Annotated in this window: 14 protein-coding genes; all 14 read right to left on the bottom strand. The window is 27.9% G+C overall.

Going from position 1 to position 15,068, the window contains the following annotated elements; all coding sequences use genetic code 11:
- Positions 1-626: 626 nt before the first annotated feature.
- The 14 genes from hepT to mobB all read right to left on the bottom strand — a co-directional run bounded on the left by hepT (position 627) and on the right by mobB (position 15,040).
- Positions 627-1,043, bottom strand: a complete 417-nt coding sequence (hepT, locus tag BUB36_RS13220) for a type VII toxin-antitoxin system HepT family RNase toxin (RefSeq protein WP_073151107.1) — start codon at positions 1,041-1,043, stop codon at positions 627-629.
- Entirely contained in the window at positions 1,030-1,452 is a 423-nt protein-coding gene (mntA, locus tag BUB36_RS13215) for a type VII toxin-antitoxin system MntA family adenylyltransferase antitoxin (protein ID WP_073151105.1), read from the bottom strand. The genes hepT and mntA overlap by 14 nt, the downstream gene beginning before the upstream one ends.
- A gap of 101 nt (positions 1,453-1,553) precedes the next feature.
- Positions 1,554-4,052 (bottom strand): MBL fold metallo-hydrolase, encoded by a 2,499-nt coding sequence (locus BUB36_RS13210; RefSeq protein ID WP_073151102.1) that lies wholly within the window; start codon positions 4,050-4,052, stop codon positions 1,554-1,556.
- A gap of 529 nt (positions 4,053-4,581) precedes the next feature.
- The gene (gene cmr5 / locus BUB36_RS13205) at positions 4,582-5,061 is read right to left on the bottom strand and encodes a type III-B CRISPR module-associated protein Cmr5 (protein WP_073151099.1); all 480 of its coding nucleotides are present in this window, start codon (positions 5,059-5,061) and stop codon (positions 4,582-4,584) included.
- Entirely contained in the window at positions 5,062-5,922 is an 861-nt protein-coding gene (gene cmr4 / locus BUB36_RS13200) for a type III-B CRISPR module RAMP protein Cmr4 (protein ID WP_073151096.1), read from the bottom strand.
- Positions 5,922-7,244, bottom strand: coding sequence for a hypothetical protein (locus tag BUB36_RS13195; protein WP_073151094.1), 1,323 nt, complete (start codon positions 7,242-7,244; stop codon positions 5,922-5,924). The genes cmr4 (BUB36_RS13200) and BUB36_RS13195 overlap by 1 nt, the downstream gene beginning before the upstream one ends.
- Before the next feature lie 2 nt (positions 7,245-7,246).
- Complete coding sequence (gene cmr3, locus BUB36_RS13190; RefSeq protein ID WP_073151091.1) at positions 7,247-8,374, bottom strand: type III-B CRISPR module-associated protein Cmr3; 1,128 nt, start codon at positions 8,372-8,374, stop codon at positions 7,247-7,249.
- A gap of 3 nt (positions 8,375-8,377) precedes the next feature.
- On the bottom strand, positions 8,378-10,120 hold the full coding sequence (gene cas10, locus BUB36_RS13185) for a type III-B CRISPR-associated protein Cas10/Cmr2 (RefSeq protein ID WP_073151089.1): 1,743 nt from the start codon (positions 10,118-10,120) through the stop codon (positions 8,378-8,380).
- Entirely contained in the window at positions 10,117-11,061 is a 945-nt protein-coding gene (cmr1, locus tag BUB36_RS13180) for a type III-B CRISPR module RAMP protein Cmr1 (protein WP_073151087.1), read from the bottom strand. Before cmr1 ends, cas10 begins: the two co-directional genes overlap by 4 nt.
- Entirely contained in the window at positions 11,039-12,049 is a 1,011-nt protein-coding gene (gene cmr6, locus BUB36_RS13175; RefSeq protein WP_073151084.1) for a type III-B CRISPR module RAMP protein Cmr6, read from the bottom strand. Before cmr6 ends, cmr1 begins: the two co-directional genes overlap by 23 nt.
- An 11-nt stretch (positions 12,050-12,060) precedes the next feature.
- Entirely contained in the window at positions 12,061-12,393 is a 333-nt protein-coding gene (locus BUB36_RS13170; protein ID WP_073151081.1) for a type III-B CRISPR module-associated protein Cmr5, read from the bottom strand.
- Position 12,394: 1 nt separating this feature from the next.
- Positions 12,395-13,321 (bottom strand): type III-B CRISPR module RAMP protein Cmr4, encoded by a 927-nt coding sequence (gene cmr4 / locus BUB36_RS13165; RefSeq protein WP_073151079.1) that lies wholly within the window; start codon positions 13,319-13,321, stop codon positions 12,395-12,397.
- Between the two features lie 239 nt (positions 13,322-13,560).
- Entirely contained in the window at positions 13,561-14,292 is a 732-nt protein-coding gene (locus BUB36_RS13160; RefSeq protein ID WP_073151076.1) for a BUD32 family EKC/KEOPS complex subunit, read from the bottom strand.
- Positions 14,285-15,040, bottom strand: a complete 756-nt coding sequence (gene mobB / locus BUB36_RS13155) for a molybdopterin-guanine dinucleotide biosynthesis protein B (protein WP_073151073.1) — start codon at positions 15,038-15,040, stop codon at positions 14,285-14,287. Before mobB ends, BUB36_RS13160 begins: the two co-directional genes overlap by 8 nt.
- Between the last annotated feature and the right edge of the window lie 28 nt (positions 15,041-15,068).

Genomic DNA, 15,068 nt, shown 5'->3' with positions numbered 1-15,068 from the left:
TCATTGTTTATCAAAATTGCATGTAGATATATTAAATCTGGAAGAAAGACTACTTTTAGAATGAGTAGTAGTTATCCTTATAAAGACAAATTTCAAATAATTATGAAAAACATTGATAATATTACTTTTGCATAATTTATAAAATCAAATTTGAAAACTTTAAAGCAATAACCAAGGGATTAGTCTGCTCTTTTTTAGGTTACAACATAAGATTTTGAGTTGGTATCTTATTAAAATTATAATCTTTGGTTCTATTGTTAATGAAACCAGAACTTCAGATATAAGATTTTACCTTTTAACATTAATTTTCATCATAATTCATTGAGTTATGAATAATTCAGGATTAATATTATTTTTATTATTTATTTCTTCAGAATTGCAGAAAATCCTTTTGTATAAATTGTCTAGTTTTGTCGTTTTAGCAAATTTATGTGATAAACTATTTGTGTATAGCTAATTTTTCATTTGACAAATGAAATATCGTCGACCTCTAGCGATTTTTACACTATTGTAGGTCGACGACATTAATATTTCCTATATATAGATATGTGATTTAAAAGTTTGGCATTTTATTGAATTTTTCTTAAAAATAAATATTTTGTAATAATTTATAAAATCGGTAAAATTTATATAAAATTATCATTAATAAATAATATGAATTTATCAAAATCAATCAGATTTTTTTGCATAATTGCATATACCATTTTTTTATCTATTTTCACATACTCATGAGATAATATATTTCTAAAAGCTACCATATTTTTATATGTCAACATTTCATCTTTAGAGATATATTTTTCTTTATACAGTATCTCAAAAGCTTCTCCCATGGTATTTATTTTCCCTAAATTATTATCAACAACGATATGAACTGCTATATCTATCATCATATTTATTGCTATAAAAAGGTTATATTCAACAACGTCTTGAACAATATCATCTTCTAAAAATTCTTCTAAGGAAAGATTTACATATCTCCTAATTTTTTTTATAGAAACATCTAATTGCTCTAACCTGTTTTGCAAAACTTCAATTTTGACCATGCTTTTCAACCTCTTTTCTTATACGGGTTATCATAGATTTATATGACAAATCGTAATATTTTTTCATATCTTCATATTCAAATAATGAATGTACTATAAAATTACTTTCAAGCTCCTTATCCCTTGAAAAAAGTTTTTTACCATCTCTAAATATCTCTTGTTTTATTAAAGGATTAGCGTCATTTAAAATCACTATATCTACTTCCTTAGATGATACATCCATAAGTTCTCTTTTTAGGCTTAAATATTCAAATGCATCTATTTCCCCTTTTGAAATATAAATAGCTATATCAATATCACTATCTTTAGTTTCATTACCCTTAACAATTGAACCAAATACATAAGCCATAATAATTTTATTATTCTTTTTTAAAATTTTTATAAGTCTATTTATTAAGTTATTATCCATAATCTACCCTCTGTTTATTAATTAGATTATATTACCTGTATTATAACCATTTATAATTATGATTACATTTCCTTAAAGGTTTGTTTTCATTGCTCAAATTATCAAATCAATATCAAATCGAATCCAGTTTGTTCCTTAACAGCTTTTATAATTTCTTTTTTATCTTCTTCTAATACATCACAGGATAATTTGATTTTTACTAAACCTTCTTTTACATGAATACTTGGATTTTTCTTTAATATCATCTCTTTTTGTCTAAATATATTTTTTATAATCTTAATTATCTCATTCTGATTAGGATTATTAGCTATAGTAATATTCCAACCCGTCTTTTCTTCCAAACTCTCTATGATTCCTTTATACTTTTCTCCAATTTGTGGGGATATGAAGCTTAGCTCTATATAAGGAATTCCTTTTATCTCCTTTTTACTCTTTTTATAAATTTTGTGTTCTTTAGCTTCAAATTCCTTATCAATCGTTTGAAATGCCTTATTTTGCTCCATCATATTTTCTTTATTTACTTTCTTTAAATTAATATCTTCTGCTACCGTTTTTTCTAAACCAAGCATCAGCTTGATACCCGTAATATTCTGAAATTTTTTTTGAAGTTCATTTACGTCTTTTATCTCACCATCTAATGATATCAAAAAATAACCTTTGTCACGATGATATGAAAATTTGTCTATATTTATATTTGATGGAAGCAGGGAATACAATAATTCTTCTGCTGCTCCTTGATTACAGTCCTTGTTTATTTCTACCTTCCAACCAGTCTTATCTTCAACTCCTTTAATTTCTTCTCTATATTTTTCTTTAGCCTTTTGGGGAAAGTTGAAATTAAGAAGTACTATCTTTTCTTCATATCTTGCTCCCTTTTTATATAACCCTGCTTCATTTGGAAATATCTCATCAACTAAATTTAGCATTTCATTCATTTCCATTATTCCATCGTCTTCAGTTAATTCTTCTTCGGATACTGGATGATATAAAAAGAGTTTTCTAGAATTTGGTTCAAAGTACTTTGATTCGTTTAAAACTTCTCTAAATCTTACAATATTCTCTTCTGAAAAAGCTTTTTTTCCACTCCAAATAAATATAAGTTCTTCTACAAGCCAACCTATATTTGTCCCCTTAGCTTCATATACATGCTTCCATAAAACTTTAATATTATCTTCTGTCAATTCATCATTTCTCATTAAGCTTTGAATTCCCTTATTTATTTCCAATTGTTTACGAGGATTTCTAAAGGATATATCATATTCATCTCCATTTGTCGGTACAAAAACCTGAGTTCTTATTTCTTTATTAATGTCTCTTGAAAAACTTTCTATTATGCTTTGTTCTCCATGAACTAGAAAAAGCTTCCTAGGCATTACTTTATGAATTATACCTAAAAGTTCTCCTTTATCTCCATGGGCTGACAAACCATATTTTCCAATACCACATTTAAGAGGTATGCTTCTATCATTAAAATGGATTTTCCTTTCTTTTTCTTCACAATCTATAAGCTCTAATATCTCTCTTCCTGGAGCTTCTTCATCTTGATAACCTGTAATAGCAATAAAATTCCTTTCATCTCCTGCGAATTTCTCTGCATACCATAGACTTGGTCCACCATTTAACATCCCTGAACTTGATATTACACATAATCCGTCCTTTGAATTCGCTATTTCTTCTCTGACATCCTTATCTTTAACTGCTATTACATTTTCATCATAAAATATTTCGTTGCCTTTAAATATTTTTTTAGCAAGATTTTTCTTTAGATAATTTGGATTAAGTTTATATACCCTATTTATATCCTTTACCATTCCATCTACATATATCTTAAACTTTGGAAGCTGATTTTTGTTAATAGCTCTTTTTAATATCAAAATTATTTCTTGTGCTCTTCCTAATGCAAAGGCTGGTATAAGAATCTTCCCATCCTTTTCTATTACCTGCCTCACCTTTTCTATCAGTCTATCTTCTTCTATCTGCCTATTGGAATGAAGCTTATCTCCATAGGTAGATTCCATAATCATTACATCTGGTCTCAATTTTGGAAGTGATGCTCCTGTAACTGTTTGCTGATCTACAGCTGATATATCTCCTGTATAAAGTAGTGTTCCTTCATCTCCCTGAACATATATAAGAGCTGCTCCTGCTATATGTCCAGCATTATAAAAGGTTATTCTTATATTTTTATCTTTAAAAATTTGTATAGGATATTGAGGGGAATAACAAACTATTTTACTTAACATATTTTGTACATGTACTTCAGCATAAATAGGTATCTCGGCTTCGTTATTATTCATAATTTTCAAGCTATCATACAATAAAACCCTAATAAGGTCCTTTGTAGCATGAGTCATATATATTAGTGCATTAGGATACTCCCTACTAACTATTGGTAACGATCCAGTATGATCAAGGTGAGCATGGCTAATTACAATAGCATCCACACCTCCAAGCTCCTGTATACGTCTAAAATCTGGTAGAGAATCCTTACCAGCCTTCATTCTTATTCCACAATCTAAAAGTATATTTTTATTATCTACATTGATTAAATAGCAGCTTGCACCCACTTCTTTGGCGCCACCACAAAAAGTTATCTTCACTTTATCACCACCTCAATATAATACTAGCCATATATCCTTCATCTTACACAATCTACTTCAATTAGAAATTTAGGTAGGAGTCTTTACTCCTACCTAATTACAACTATACGTAGCAAGGTTATAAATTTATATTTAAATTTATATATAATAAGTTAAATCACCTATTTGAATTTTTTATATTTGTATTCTATCAAATAACTTTTATCATAACAATTTTTTATGGGTAAAACAATTAGAAATAAGTAAATTTGTTATATGCTATAATTTTTTAGTTAAGCTATAAACATGGCAAGAGCAAGAAAATCGGCTTTAACTTCAAGGTCTTAATTCCTTATAGGCAATCTATAAACCATTTTGTCATTGCAAATACCATATTTTTATCTTTTCTACATTCATCAAAAAAATCCTCTTTTTTTATTTAAAATACTATATCCCTTGGAATTACTATAAAACTCTAAAAACAAAATTGTCGTCGACCTCCTGAGGTTTTTGCGCTATTGGGAGGCGACGACATTGTGCTTTCTTATATTTATGATTCATTTTCTATTAAATCATTTACTTCAGAAACAGCAAATCTTTTTATCCAAACTAAATATGATAATATTTCAGCTGTAACAACTCTTTGATATTCCATGTGATTATCACCTATTTTCCCATCATTTGATAATATATCCTTGATTATATCATCAGCCATCGGATTAAATTTTTCAATGTAATAATCATTTATACTATCATATATATATTGATGCACCTCATCATTTTTCCCTTTTATAAAAGCTAATGCATTTATCAATCCATTTACTTTTATCATTGTTGGCATTTTTACCGAATAGCTTTTAAATTTTTCAAGCCGTTTTCTTCTTTTATTCTCTTTATTATCTCCTTTATTCTCTCTATCATCAATATTATTGTCAAAATCGTTTTTATATAACCTTTCTATAAAATTTTTTACCATCAAGAAAGCCTTCTGTGTTTTTATTATTTTTTTGTTATTTAATCTATCCCCCAATTATTTCTCCTCCCCTGATAATATTCTTAAAAATCCTTTACCTAATGTTCTATTACCTCCAATTTGAATCTTATTTCCTTTAATTTTTTTAATAAGCACATTATTAAAGCAATATGTATCCTTTATTTTTTCATTATCATTTTTATATTCCTTATCAATAGACTTAAAGCATATTGCAATAGTATATAGAATCGATTCCTGTGGTAAGTACTCTACTGTAAACAAGCCTTTATCACTGGCTGTACCACTTTCACCTATCTTATTTCTTGTTACTATCTCTGTACAATTTGATACGAAATCAATGAAATTATCATCTGATATTATTGCTATCTTTTCTATATATGGAATTATATTATTGAATTCTTCTATACACCTAATATCTAGTGTTTTGCTGTCAAATGTATATTCATCAAGCATAACAAATTTCTCATTTATAGATAATGTATTAGTAAGTATATAACATTGATTATTGTTTATAAAATTGATTTTTTCATTTAATGTTCTCACAAATAAATTCATTTTATCCTCTGTATTTTCTTCAACTTCTTCTAAGTATCTCTCTATAACAAAGGGACAGGTTATAAGGGCAAATATTCCCCTTGCTGATTTAACAGGGAAAAACAATAATCTAGCATCTGTAAGTCCAATAATACCTGCATTATCACTTTTACCAAATAAGATATTTTGTTCTTCTTCTGTAAATAGTTCTCTAAAACACCCCTTTAGTCCAGAAGCCTCTATTTTGGGAATACCAGTTGTAATCTCCCTCTGAATCGGCATATCCACAATCCCTGTATCTTGTCCTGCCCCTGGATGTATAGCTGTAATAGCTCTCATATATATAGGCATAGATTGATTCATTACTTCATCTCCTTCCCTGTTACGTCCTCAAACAATTCTTCTAATTTTGTCTCTAGCTCATCTATTCCCCACACATCTATGTTTGATTTCTTTGCTGCTCTTATAGCCGAATATATATCATCATAAAAATTATCATGTTTTCCATTATTTATTTCTCCTGAAAGTAATGGTGTAATTACTATAGGAGTTTCATATACCCCTCCTACTGCATAGCTAGTATAATGTCTTGCCTTTGCAACTTCTCCTGTCATTCCACCGCTTTTACATTCAAAAAATATTAGCTGTCCTGCCCGTGTTAAAAGTGCAATATCAAATTCACAAAATTGATTTTTCTTATTTACTCCATCATAATTATTCTTTATTTTCAAGCTATGTTTTAAATCTATAAAGTAATCCTTTAATTTATCATCTTTTTTTATCTTTTTATTTATAATCTCTTTAATTTTTTTAATAGTTATAAACTCTAAAAGATATCCGAATTTATATTGATTTTTATTTTCTTCTTCCTTTCCTTTTTTCTTAAAAATTTTCTCTTTTAAATTTTCCATAAATTTATATTCTTTAATTATCTTTTCCCACGCCTTGTCGCCTACTTCTATCTCATAATTTTCTTTATTTTTCTTGTTTGTAGCTATCATATCTATCCTAAATCTTTGTGATTTTACATAATTATCATAAAACATATCCAAAAGTTTATCTGTTTCTTTATCAATTACATATTCTTTATCCAAATAATTAATACCTGTATTTCCCGTACCATATAAATCAAACCCAGCTAGCTTCATAGCCTTTTCAATAGTTAAACCTCCAATTCCATATTTACCATCATATTTAATATATCTTATTTCATTACCACTTCCACGTTTACCTACTATGACATCGTTAGTATTTCCTTCAAGATAAATTATTACATCTTCCTTTTCAGCTTCATATCTTTTCCTAACTACTTCTTGTATAGCTACAACTGTACTTCTCTGTCCTCCTGTTATATTCCAAAGGATTGTATTTGCATTTATTTTTTTGTTCTCAATTTGTCTTTGAATCCTATCTTCATAAATATCTAAATCAAATTTCCTTGGCAACTTAATACAATATTGTATATCTTCCTCCAATATACTTTTAAGATTTTCATCCCAATTATCACTATTAAATTGTTTTCTATTTCCACTACTTTCAACTTTTATATTGATTATCTTACCAATTTTTACTCCTTTATCTTGCAGCATTTTTAACGGTATATAATTCACTATTTGATTCAACGTCGAACATATAACATAAGCATCATATTTTTCCTTAAATATATTCTTTAAATCTTCACTCATACCTAATCCCCCTTGAATATCGATAAGATAAATCTGTTAAATCCTCTATAGCTATTTCCTTTCCCAAAATCTACAGCTTTTTCTATTTCCTCTTTTATATCCTTTAAACTTTTGCATTTTGCATTTTTAAATTCAAGTATATATATACAACCCCTCTTATTTGCCTTCATCATTGGCTTAGGTCTTTTTCTTAGCATATCATATCCACCAATATGAAGGGGCTTGTCATTTACTATACCGACAACATCTATATTCTTAAGTTTTGGGAAAAATGCCGTTTCTTTAAAAATACTTTCTGTAGTAAGTACAAGCTTTACATAGTTATTTTCCAAATTAGTATTTTCATAATATTTATTTAACATTTTAATATCATAAATTTCTTCATCTATCACTTCAAGCTCTGCCAATTTTCCTTCTCCACCCAACCTTATATAACCCGATGTAAGCTTTATATCCTTATCTATTTCATACTCAATCAAAAATCTAAATCCCTTATCTATAAATTCAGAAGTATCTATTCTATACAGATGTCCTTCTTCACTTGTTCTAGTTTCATTTAACTCTATGCCTACCTTATAGGATTTTTCAAATATATCATTCTCACTTATCAGTAATCCATTTCTTCTTTTACCTTTAGCATAATATCTTACAAAATCTAAAATATTCATATAATAATTATCAGCTCTATCATAATCCTTTGGATTTTTCATTAAGTATTCCAGTTCAATTTCGTTATTACAACGATATTTTTCCTTGATAAATTCTCCATATTTTATTCTGCCTTCTTCATTAATAAAAATATCTAATGGTGCTGGAATATAAGCAGCATTTCTATTTTTATCATAAAGATATATATTCTTGATTTTCAAATACCCCATCAATTTTGATTCTAACGCTTCAGCTAGCTTGTCTTGCTTTTTTCCTTTAAGCTTTTCAAATTCTTGTCTCATTTTATCAACTTCATCACTTACTTTAGGATTTTGCCTTATAATATGACTAAAAATTGCTCCATAAATAGTTGACGGATACGGTATATTCATTCCCGACAGCCATCGGCTTGTTCCCTTTTCAAAGGGCTTACCATCTCTAAAAAAAAGACTATCATATGGTTTAAGCAGTAAATATCCCATCCTTCATTCCCCTTTTAAAAGTTCTCTTGAAATATTGCTTGCTATATGTAAAAAATTAAATACATTAGTATAATCAAGTCTATATGAATTTGTTCCCAGCTCAATAGTTCCTTGATTTAATAGCTCAAGCAATATATCTGCCACATTTGACTCATCTTCACTTTTTCGTGCCAGTAATCTCCTAGCCTCACTTTCAAATATCTGCTTTATATTGAGCATTTCCCCATATTCCATAACTGCATCAAATCCTTTAAAATTCATTTTCAGCTGAGTAATAAAGCTTTTAGCTATGTTATTTTTTTTAAATTCATTTATAACAAATTCAAAAATATCTGCATTTATTTTTGTCGTATTTTTAAACATAGTAGTCCTATAAGTATTACTTCTGGTAATAAATGTAATTACTATTCCATTTTTTGATACATCTTTACTTGATTCCCTTTCTTTAAACCTTGTTTTTACTTGTTCTAAAGCAGCTGATGTAATATTTATCACATTTTGTAAAGGCGTTGTATAATGGGCTATTGTAATAGACTTTGATATAGTTAATTTTTTATTATAATTTTTCAGTTCATTATTTATTCTTTCCATACCATCATCTAACAATTTTATAGCACTAAACAATTCTTCCAGGGTAACAAATAATAAAAAATCATCTCCGCCTGTATATATTGTTCTTCCCAGTTTCCTATCTGCAAATTGCTTTTCAATACTTTTCCCAAATTCAATAATTTTCTTAGATAGTTTTTTTTGTTCTTCTAAGAAATTATTTGTTTTGAAATACTTTCCAGACATCCACTTTCCTAAATCATCAATATCACATTTTACTAATGCATAATATTTAGTAGGCTTGTATTTTGAAAATAATTTTTCATCATAATCAGCAAAAATCTTTTCGCATTTCTTAACCTTGTCCTTCTTTTTAGCTTCATTTAGTACGACATCCTTGTAATAATAACATGCTTCGTATAATTCAGTATCTCCCAATATTTTTTTTATTTCATTCTTAAAGTTCTTTAAATTATTTTCATCATTTTTGCCTTCCCAGCCCATTACTGCTATACTGGCAGTAGATGGAAAATTACTTTCTTTATTATCATAAATTCTCTTTATATAACAGCTACAACAAAGATGTTCTTTTTCAGATAAAACTCTCTTTGTGGTATTATTACTATTTTTATTAAATATAGAGTTTCTTTGACCGCATATGGTACATTTTTTACCTGCTTCACCTATTCCAAAATAATGATTAAAAATCCTTATGTTTTTAAACATTTCAAGCTTTTCATATAATTCATCGTATGCTTTCTTATAGTTATCACTTTCTACTTTTACTGAATAGATGTCAAAAATATCACTAATATGTTCTTGTAATTCGTTATCTCTTATTGTTCCATTAAATTTTCTTTCAATTTCTTTTTTGAAATCATAAAGCACTTTTTCATAAATTTTTTTTACCGTATTTTCAATATCCCTAAATACACTATTATCTTCACTAAGTTCAACTATAAAATAATTTGGTATACTGTTATCTTCTTGACAATATTCCTCTATATTCATACTCGGTAGCAAAATTTCTATACCTTCTATGTCTTCTCTATATTTTAAATACGGTTTTATCTCCTCTACTATTTTCTTTAATATATCTCCTATTATTTTTGAACTATTAAAAAGATCTATTGTCTTGCGGGATTGTGCTATATACGATTGTACCGGACCTATTGTTACTAACAAATATTGGCTCATTTTATGCACTCTCCTACTATATTTAATACATATTTTCTATATTCTTTATATTCTTTAGATTTACTTATATGAGTGTTGTTAAGTATTGTAATAACAGGTATAATTTTATTTGTTTCTTCTTTATAACATGCACTTATATATACTGGGCAAGCATATCTATTTACTCTTTTAAACTTGTATTTATTTTTTTCAAAGAACTTGTCGGCATCAAAATTCTTGCCTATCCCCTTTTTCATGTTCTTTTCATAATCGTCAAATTCTATTTCTTTTTTTCCGATAAATATCTCTTCAACAAATGGAAATTCACAATATGGTATATAATCTTTTTTTCTTCTAATTACATTTTCTTCTTTAATGTAATTAGATTCTTCTACTTCGTATATCTCTCCAAAAATCCCATTTATTTTCTCTTTTAGATATTCTAAACTTATGTTTGAATAGATATCAGAATCCTCAATTTTAAAAGCTCCATAACCTCTCCTTGCCCTTTGTCCTATACCGCCAAGAACAGAAACTATTTCTAACAGACTATAATACTTATCAAAATCCCAATTCTCTATCTCTCTTAATACCTGAGGATACTTTAAAGCTAATGACATTTTAAACTCAACAGCCTTAAAGCCTTTTATATTATAATCATACTCACCTATAATCTTAGTAGCTTTAGAAGTTCTAAATTTCTTATCAAGCTTTTTAAATTTCATACTAATGGGCGAAGCATTTTCCTTTGCATCTCCAAAAATCTTACCTTCTAAAGATTTCATCTTTTTAAGATAGTCAAAATTCTTATCTCCATTTGATTTAAAATAGCTTAAAGCCCTCCACCAAAATCTCATAGCCGACTTGAATTCTGGTATTCTTATTTCTGGGCTTTTGTTATCTGCACCATGAGATAGCATTGGAGTAACGGATGAAATCTCAAGAACTCGTTCTTTTGTCACCCTTTTCACTCCCTTCTACTTTAAAATATCCATAACCTACTGCTTTTTTTGCTCCTAGGGCTTCGCTATCTAAAAATTTATTGAAACTATCTTTGATCAATTCTTTTCTGTCATTAAATACTTCTTCTTTTATAAATAATCTGAATTTAAATTTAGTTTCTTGAAGAGTTAGAAAAAATATAGGTTTTGTATCTTGATCATCAGTAGGAGACTCTTTTTCATCATAGTAATTTGAGTAATGAGGATTCATTATATCATTCTTTATTTTAAATCCTTGTTCTGGATAAGTATCAACAAATATTAATTCTCCTTCACTATCTTCAGTACCAAATAATTCATTTATTATATCTATGTATTCTTCTTTTTCTTCTTCGTAATCAAACACATATTCCTTTTCCATATAATTCCTATATGCACCTTTAAGGGTACTAGCAGGAATATATGGTATCCCATAAATATGATCGAACTTTATTGAGGTCTCTCTAACAGATACTTCTCCAAGTCCTATAACCATAGGAGAATGTAAACTTCTTATTAAATTTTCAACTATTGTTTTATAGCCTAATTTTTCAAAAATATATGATTTATTTGATAAATAACTATGTATTTTATCATAATAATAAACTTTTTCAACAGTTAGATTACACGGCTTAATTTTATCTTCCTTACAATCGTAATGAATCAATTTATTATACATTAAATTAAAATTTTCAATTTCTTTCTCCCCATTAATAGTTGGAATTTTAATATTTTTACATAATGGATTTTTCTTAATTTCTTTTTCCTTTTTCTCAATATCTTTATTTTTATTAACATCACTATTTCTATAGCATTGCATATTCAAGTATGAACATTCTTCCTTTAAAAGGTTCTTTGCTTTAGTCTTCTTTTTTTCATCTTTTTCTCCATTATCTTGCTCTTTTATACCATACTCCTTTTCTAATTTTATTTTAGTATCATTATCTAATAATTCCTTTATACTTGCCATAAATACCTCCATCATATCGTTCTAAAATAAATTTTCAATTGGCAGGCAAATTCATAAAACTCATGTGTATATATCAAATAGTCTCGATTCAATTCTTTATGCATATTAAAAATATCAATCAGTAAATTATCACTTTGAGAAATTATCTCGTAGTAATTACTAAACATTACAAATATGCTTTCTTCTTTCCCTTTGTCTCTTAAATACATCAATGTATTAAACAGCCCATTATTTCTAATCATAAATGGTATATCCTCAACATACTTAAATTTTTCTTTATTTTTTATATGTTTACTAAAATACTCATGTATAAACCTTATCTTTTCATCGTTAGAAGTAAGCATATTATTCTCCTCCTAAAATCAACTGTGTTATCCCTTTTCCTAGAGTTTTATTTCCGCCTAGTTGTATATAACTATTTTTATTAAGGACTTTTTTAACATAATCAAACTCATTTACTCTTTCAGCCTTTAGTTCCTCTGTCATTTTCTTATATAACCGTTCTTTTTCTTTTTTTGTATTTTCATCTCTTTCATCCATCATAAATTTGTCTACAGAAACAAATCCATACATTATAGTTTCTATTGGAAGATATTCTTCTGTAAACGGTCCCTCTGTAATAATACCTTTATCACCTATTTTAATTCTAGTGTTTATTTCAGTAGACATTTCTGTGAAAAATCTAAAGGAATCATCTGAAAGAATAATAATTTCTTCTTTTACAATCTTGTTTTTTAAATAATTAGGCGTATTTTCATCTTCTTTGATAAGACTAATAATTTTATTTAGTACTGAACATTCTTTAATTCTTTTAAGCTGAAATTTAAAATCCTCTAAAATAACTTCTATAGCATCTTTATCTTTATTTTCAGAATAAAATTGATTTTTCTCAATGCTATTAAATTTTTCATTTTTTCCTAAAAATAAATTGTAATTTTTTATAAACCTATTTAATACAAAGGGACATGTTATCCATTTAAATATTCCCTGTGTTGATTTTACTGGAAATAGCAAAATTTCACCATCCCTAAAGCTAATACATGATGAATATTCACTTCCATCATCCTCTGGTCCAAATATTGCATTAGTTAAATAATCATCTTTTTGTTTAAATATCCTCCTAATTGAACCCTTTATCCCCGAGGCCTCAAGTTTTGGAAAACCTGTTACTTTTTCACGCTGTATAGGCATATCAACTACCCCAAGTTCTGTCCCACTGCCCATATGTAGTGGGGTTTCTACCCTATAAAGCACTAGAAAAGATTTATCCATTATTTTTACCTCCTAATTCTGATTTTTTATTCCTTTTTCAACTTCATATTCCAACAATTTCTAATATTGTTTCTTCAATAATCTCCAAATTTCCTTCCCAGAAATTTGTCTAATTTTGTCTTTTTATATCATTTTGCATTTGTTCATGGCTAAACCACAAATAAGTTGAGTTGCTATGGCTGGCAAAAAAATATCGCTGCTCCAAATATTTCTCTAGCATAATGGAGCAGCGATATTCATTAATATAAAATTTTTTCAATAACATCATATGGTATCTTAATACCTCTTCTTTTATTTATCTCACTAAGTTCTTTTTCTATTTCATTTTTGAGCAGGTGTATATCATACCCAAACTCCTCAGTCATAATTTCAACAGACTGTTTTGTTGCTAAAAGCTTCCACTTAGTAAAGATGGGCGCATATGTCAATAAAAATGCACAAAATCTTCCACCGTCTTGTTCTTTATATCCCCTGCAGTTACAATCTTCTAAATCAATGCCATAGACTTCATCGTTGATAATAAAGTTTCTAAAATTCATATCTCCAAAAATGTAACCTCTGCCCATGGTATCCTTTGTGATCCTATGTAAACTCTGTAACCATTTAAATACATTAAATAGTACGATATAGTTCCTTTCATAATCAAAGCTTTCCCCTTGATTTTTTTCTAAATTAATTATTGTATCTAATAATGTATCTCCTGCTAAATATTCCAATAATACATAATCAACGCCCTCGAAATATATTCTAGGAACACTGAGTCCATTTTCCCTTAATATCTTTAATAAAAAGGTTTCTTTAGACTTATTACCTGTACATTCAATGTATTTCTTAAATATACATAGCATATTTTGCCCATCTGACTTTTCTACATCTATGAGATATACTTCATTTTTTTTACTATAGAATTTTTTCTTTACTGAATAAGAATCAATATGTTTTTGTAAAATAATATCAATTTTTTTATTCATCTTCATTCCCTATTTCTATTTTGATTTTTGCATCTTTTTTATAGCCTTCAAGTTCACTAACTACACCATGTATGGCATTATAAAGAATTTTTTGTACAAAGGGTACCATGTCTATTTTTCTGTCGTCAATAAATAGTCTTACTTTGCTTTGTGAAAGAATACAGTCCCCACGTTTTGCTTCTCCTTTTAATATCTTTATACCCAGAGTTCTACAATCATAACCACATGCTGTACAACAATTTGCATCAAAATCTGGGAGTTTATCAAATACCTTTTCTTCAATCATATCAACTAATTTATCTATATTGTCCATACTATTTATAACGGGAATACCCTTATATGAATCAATTTCATTTGAAATCCTGCCTGATATGGCAAATACACTTTCATCTATCCTTTCTTCTATTTCTTCAATGTTTTTTGCCGATAAAATTTTGGGTAGATTATAATCTGTAACTCCTTCTAACACTACATAATCCTGATCATAAAAGCTTAGAAGTTTTTCCATGGATATTTTTTCTGGAAAAAGAATGTCGGTTTCATAATATCCTCTGGCTGTTACAAGTTCTGATCCAGCCATTTTATGTCTATGGGTGTTAGTTCCTACTGTATCAATAGCAAAATCTTCATAATGAATTTCTTTTACTGAACCAACTGAATATCTTCTTTTCTTTAATTCCTTTATTATATTTTCTATAGTTGTTGTCTTGCCAGATCCCGTATATCCAAATACTGAAAATACTTTCACGTACTTATCCCCCTTTTTTCTTCTATAT

The organism is Paramaledivibacter caminithermalis DSM 15212, assembly GCF_900142245.1.
Lineage (GTDB): Bacteria > Bacillota > Clostridia > Peptostreptococcales > Caminicellaceae > Paramaledivibacter > Paramaledivibacter caminithermalis.
The sequence above is the reverse complement of the archived record's forward strand: the minus strand, read 5'-3'. Positions and strand labels throughout refer to the sequence as shown.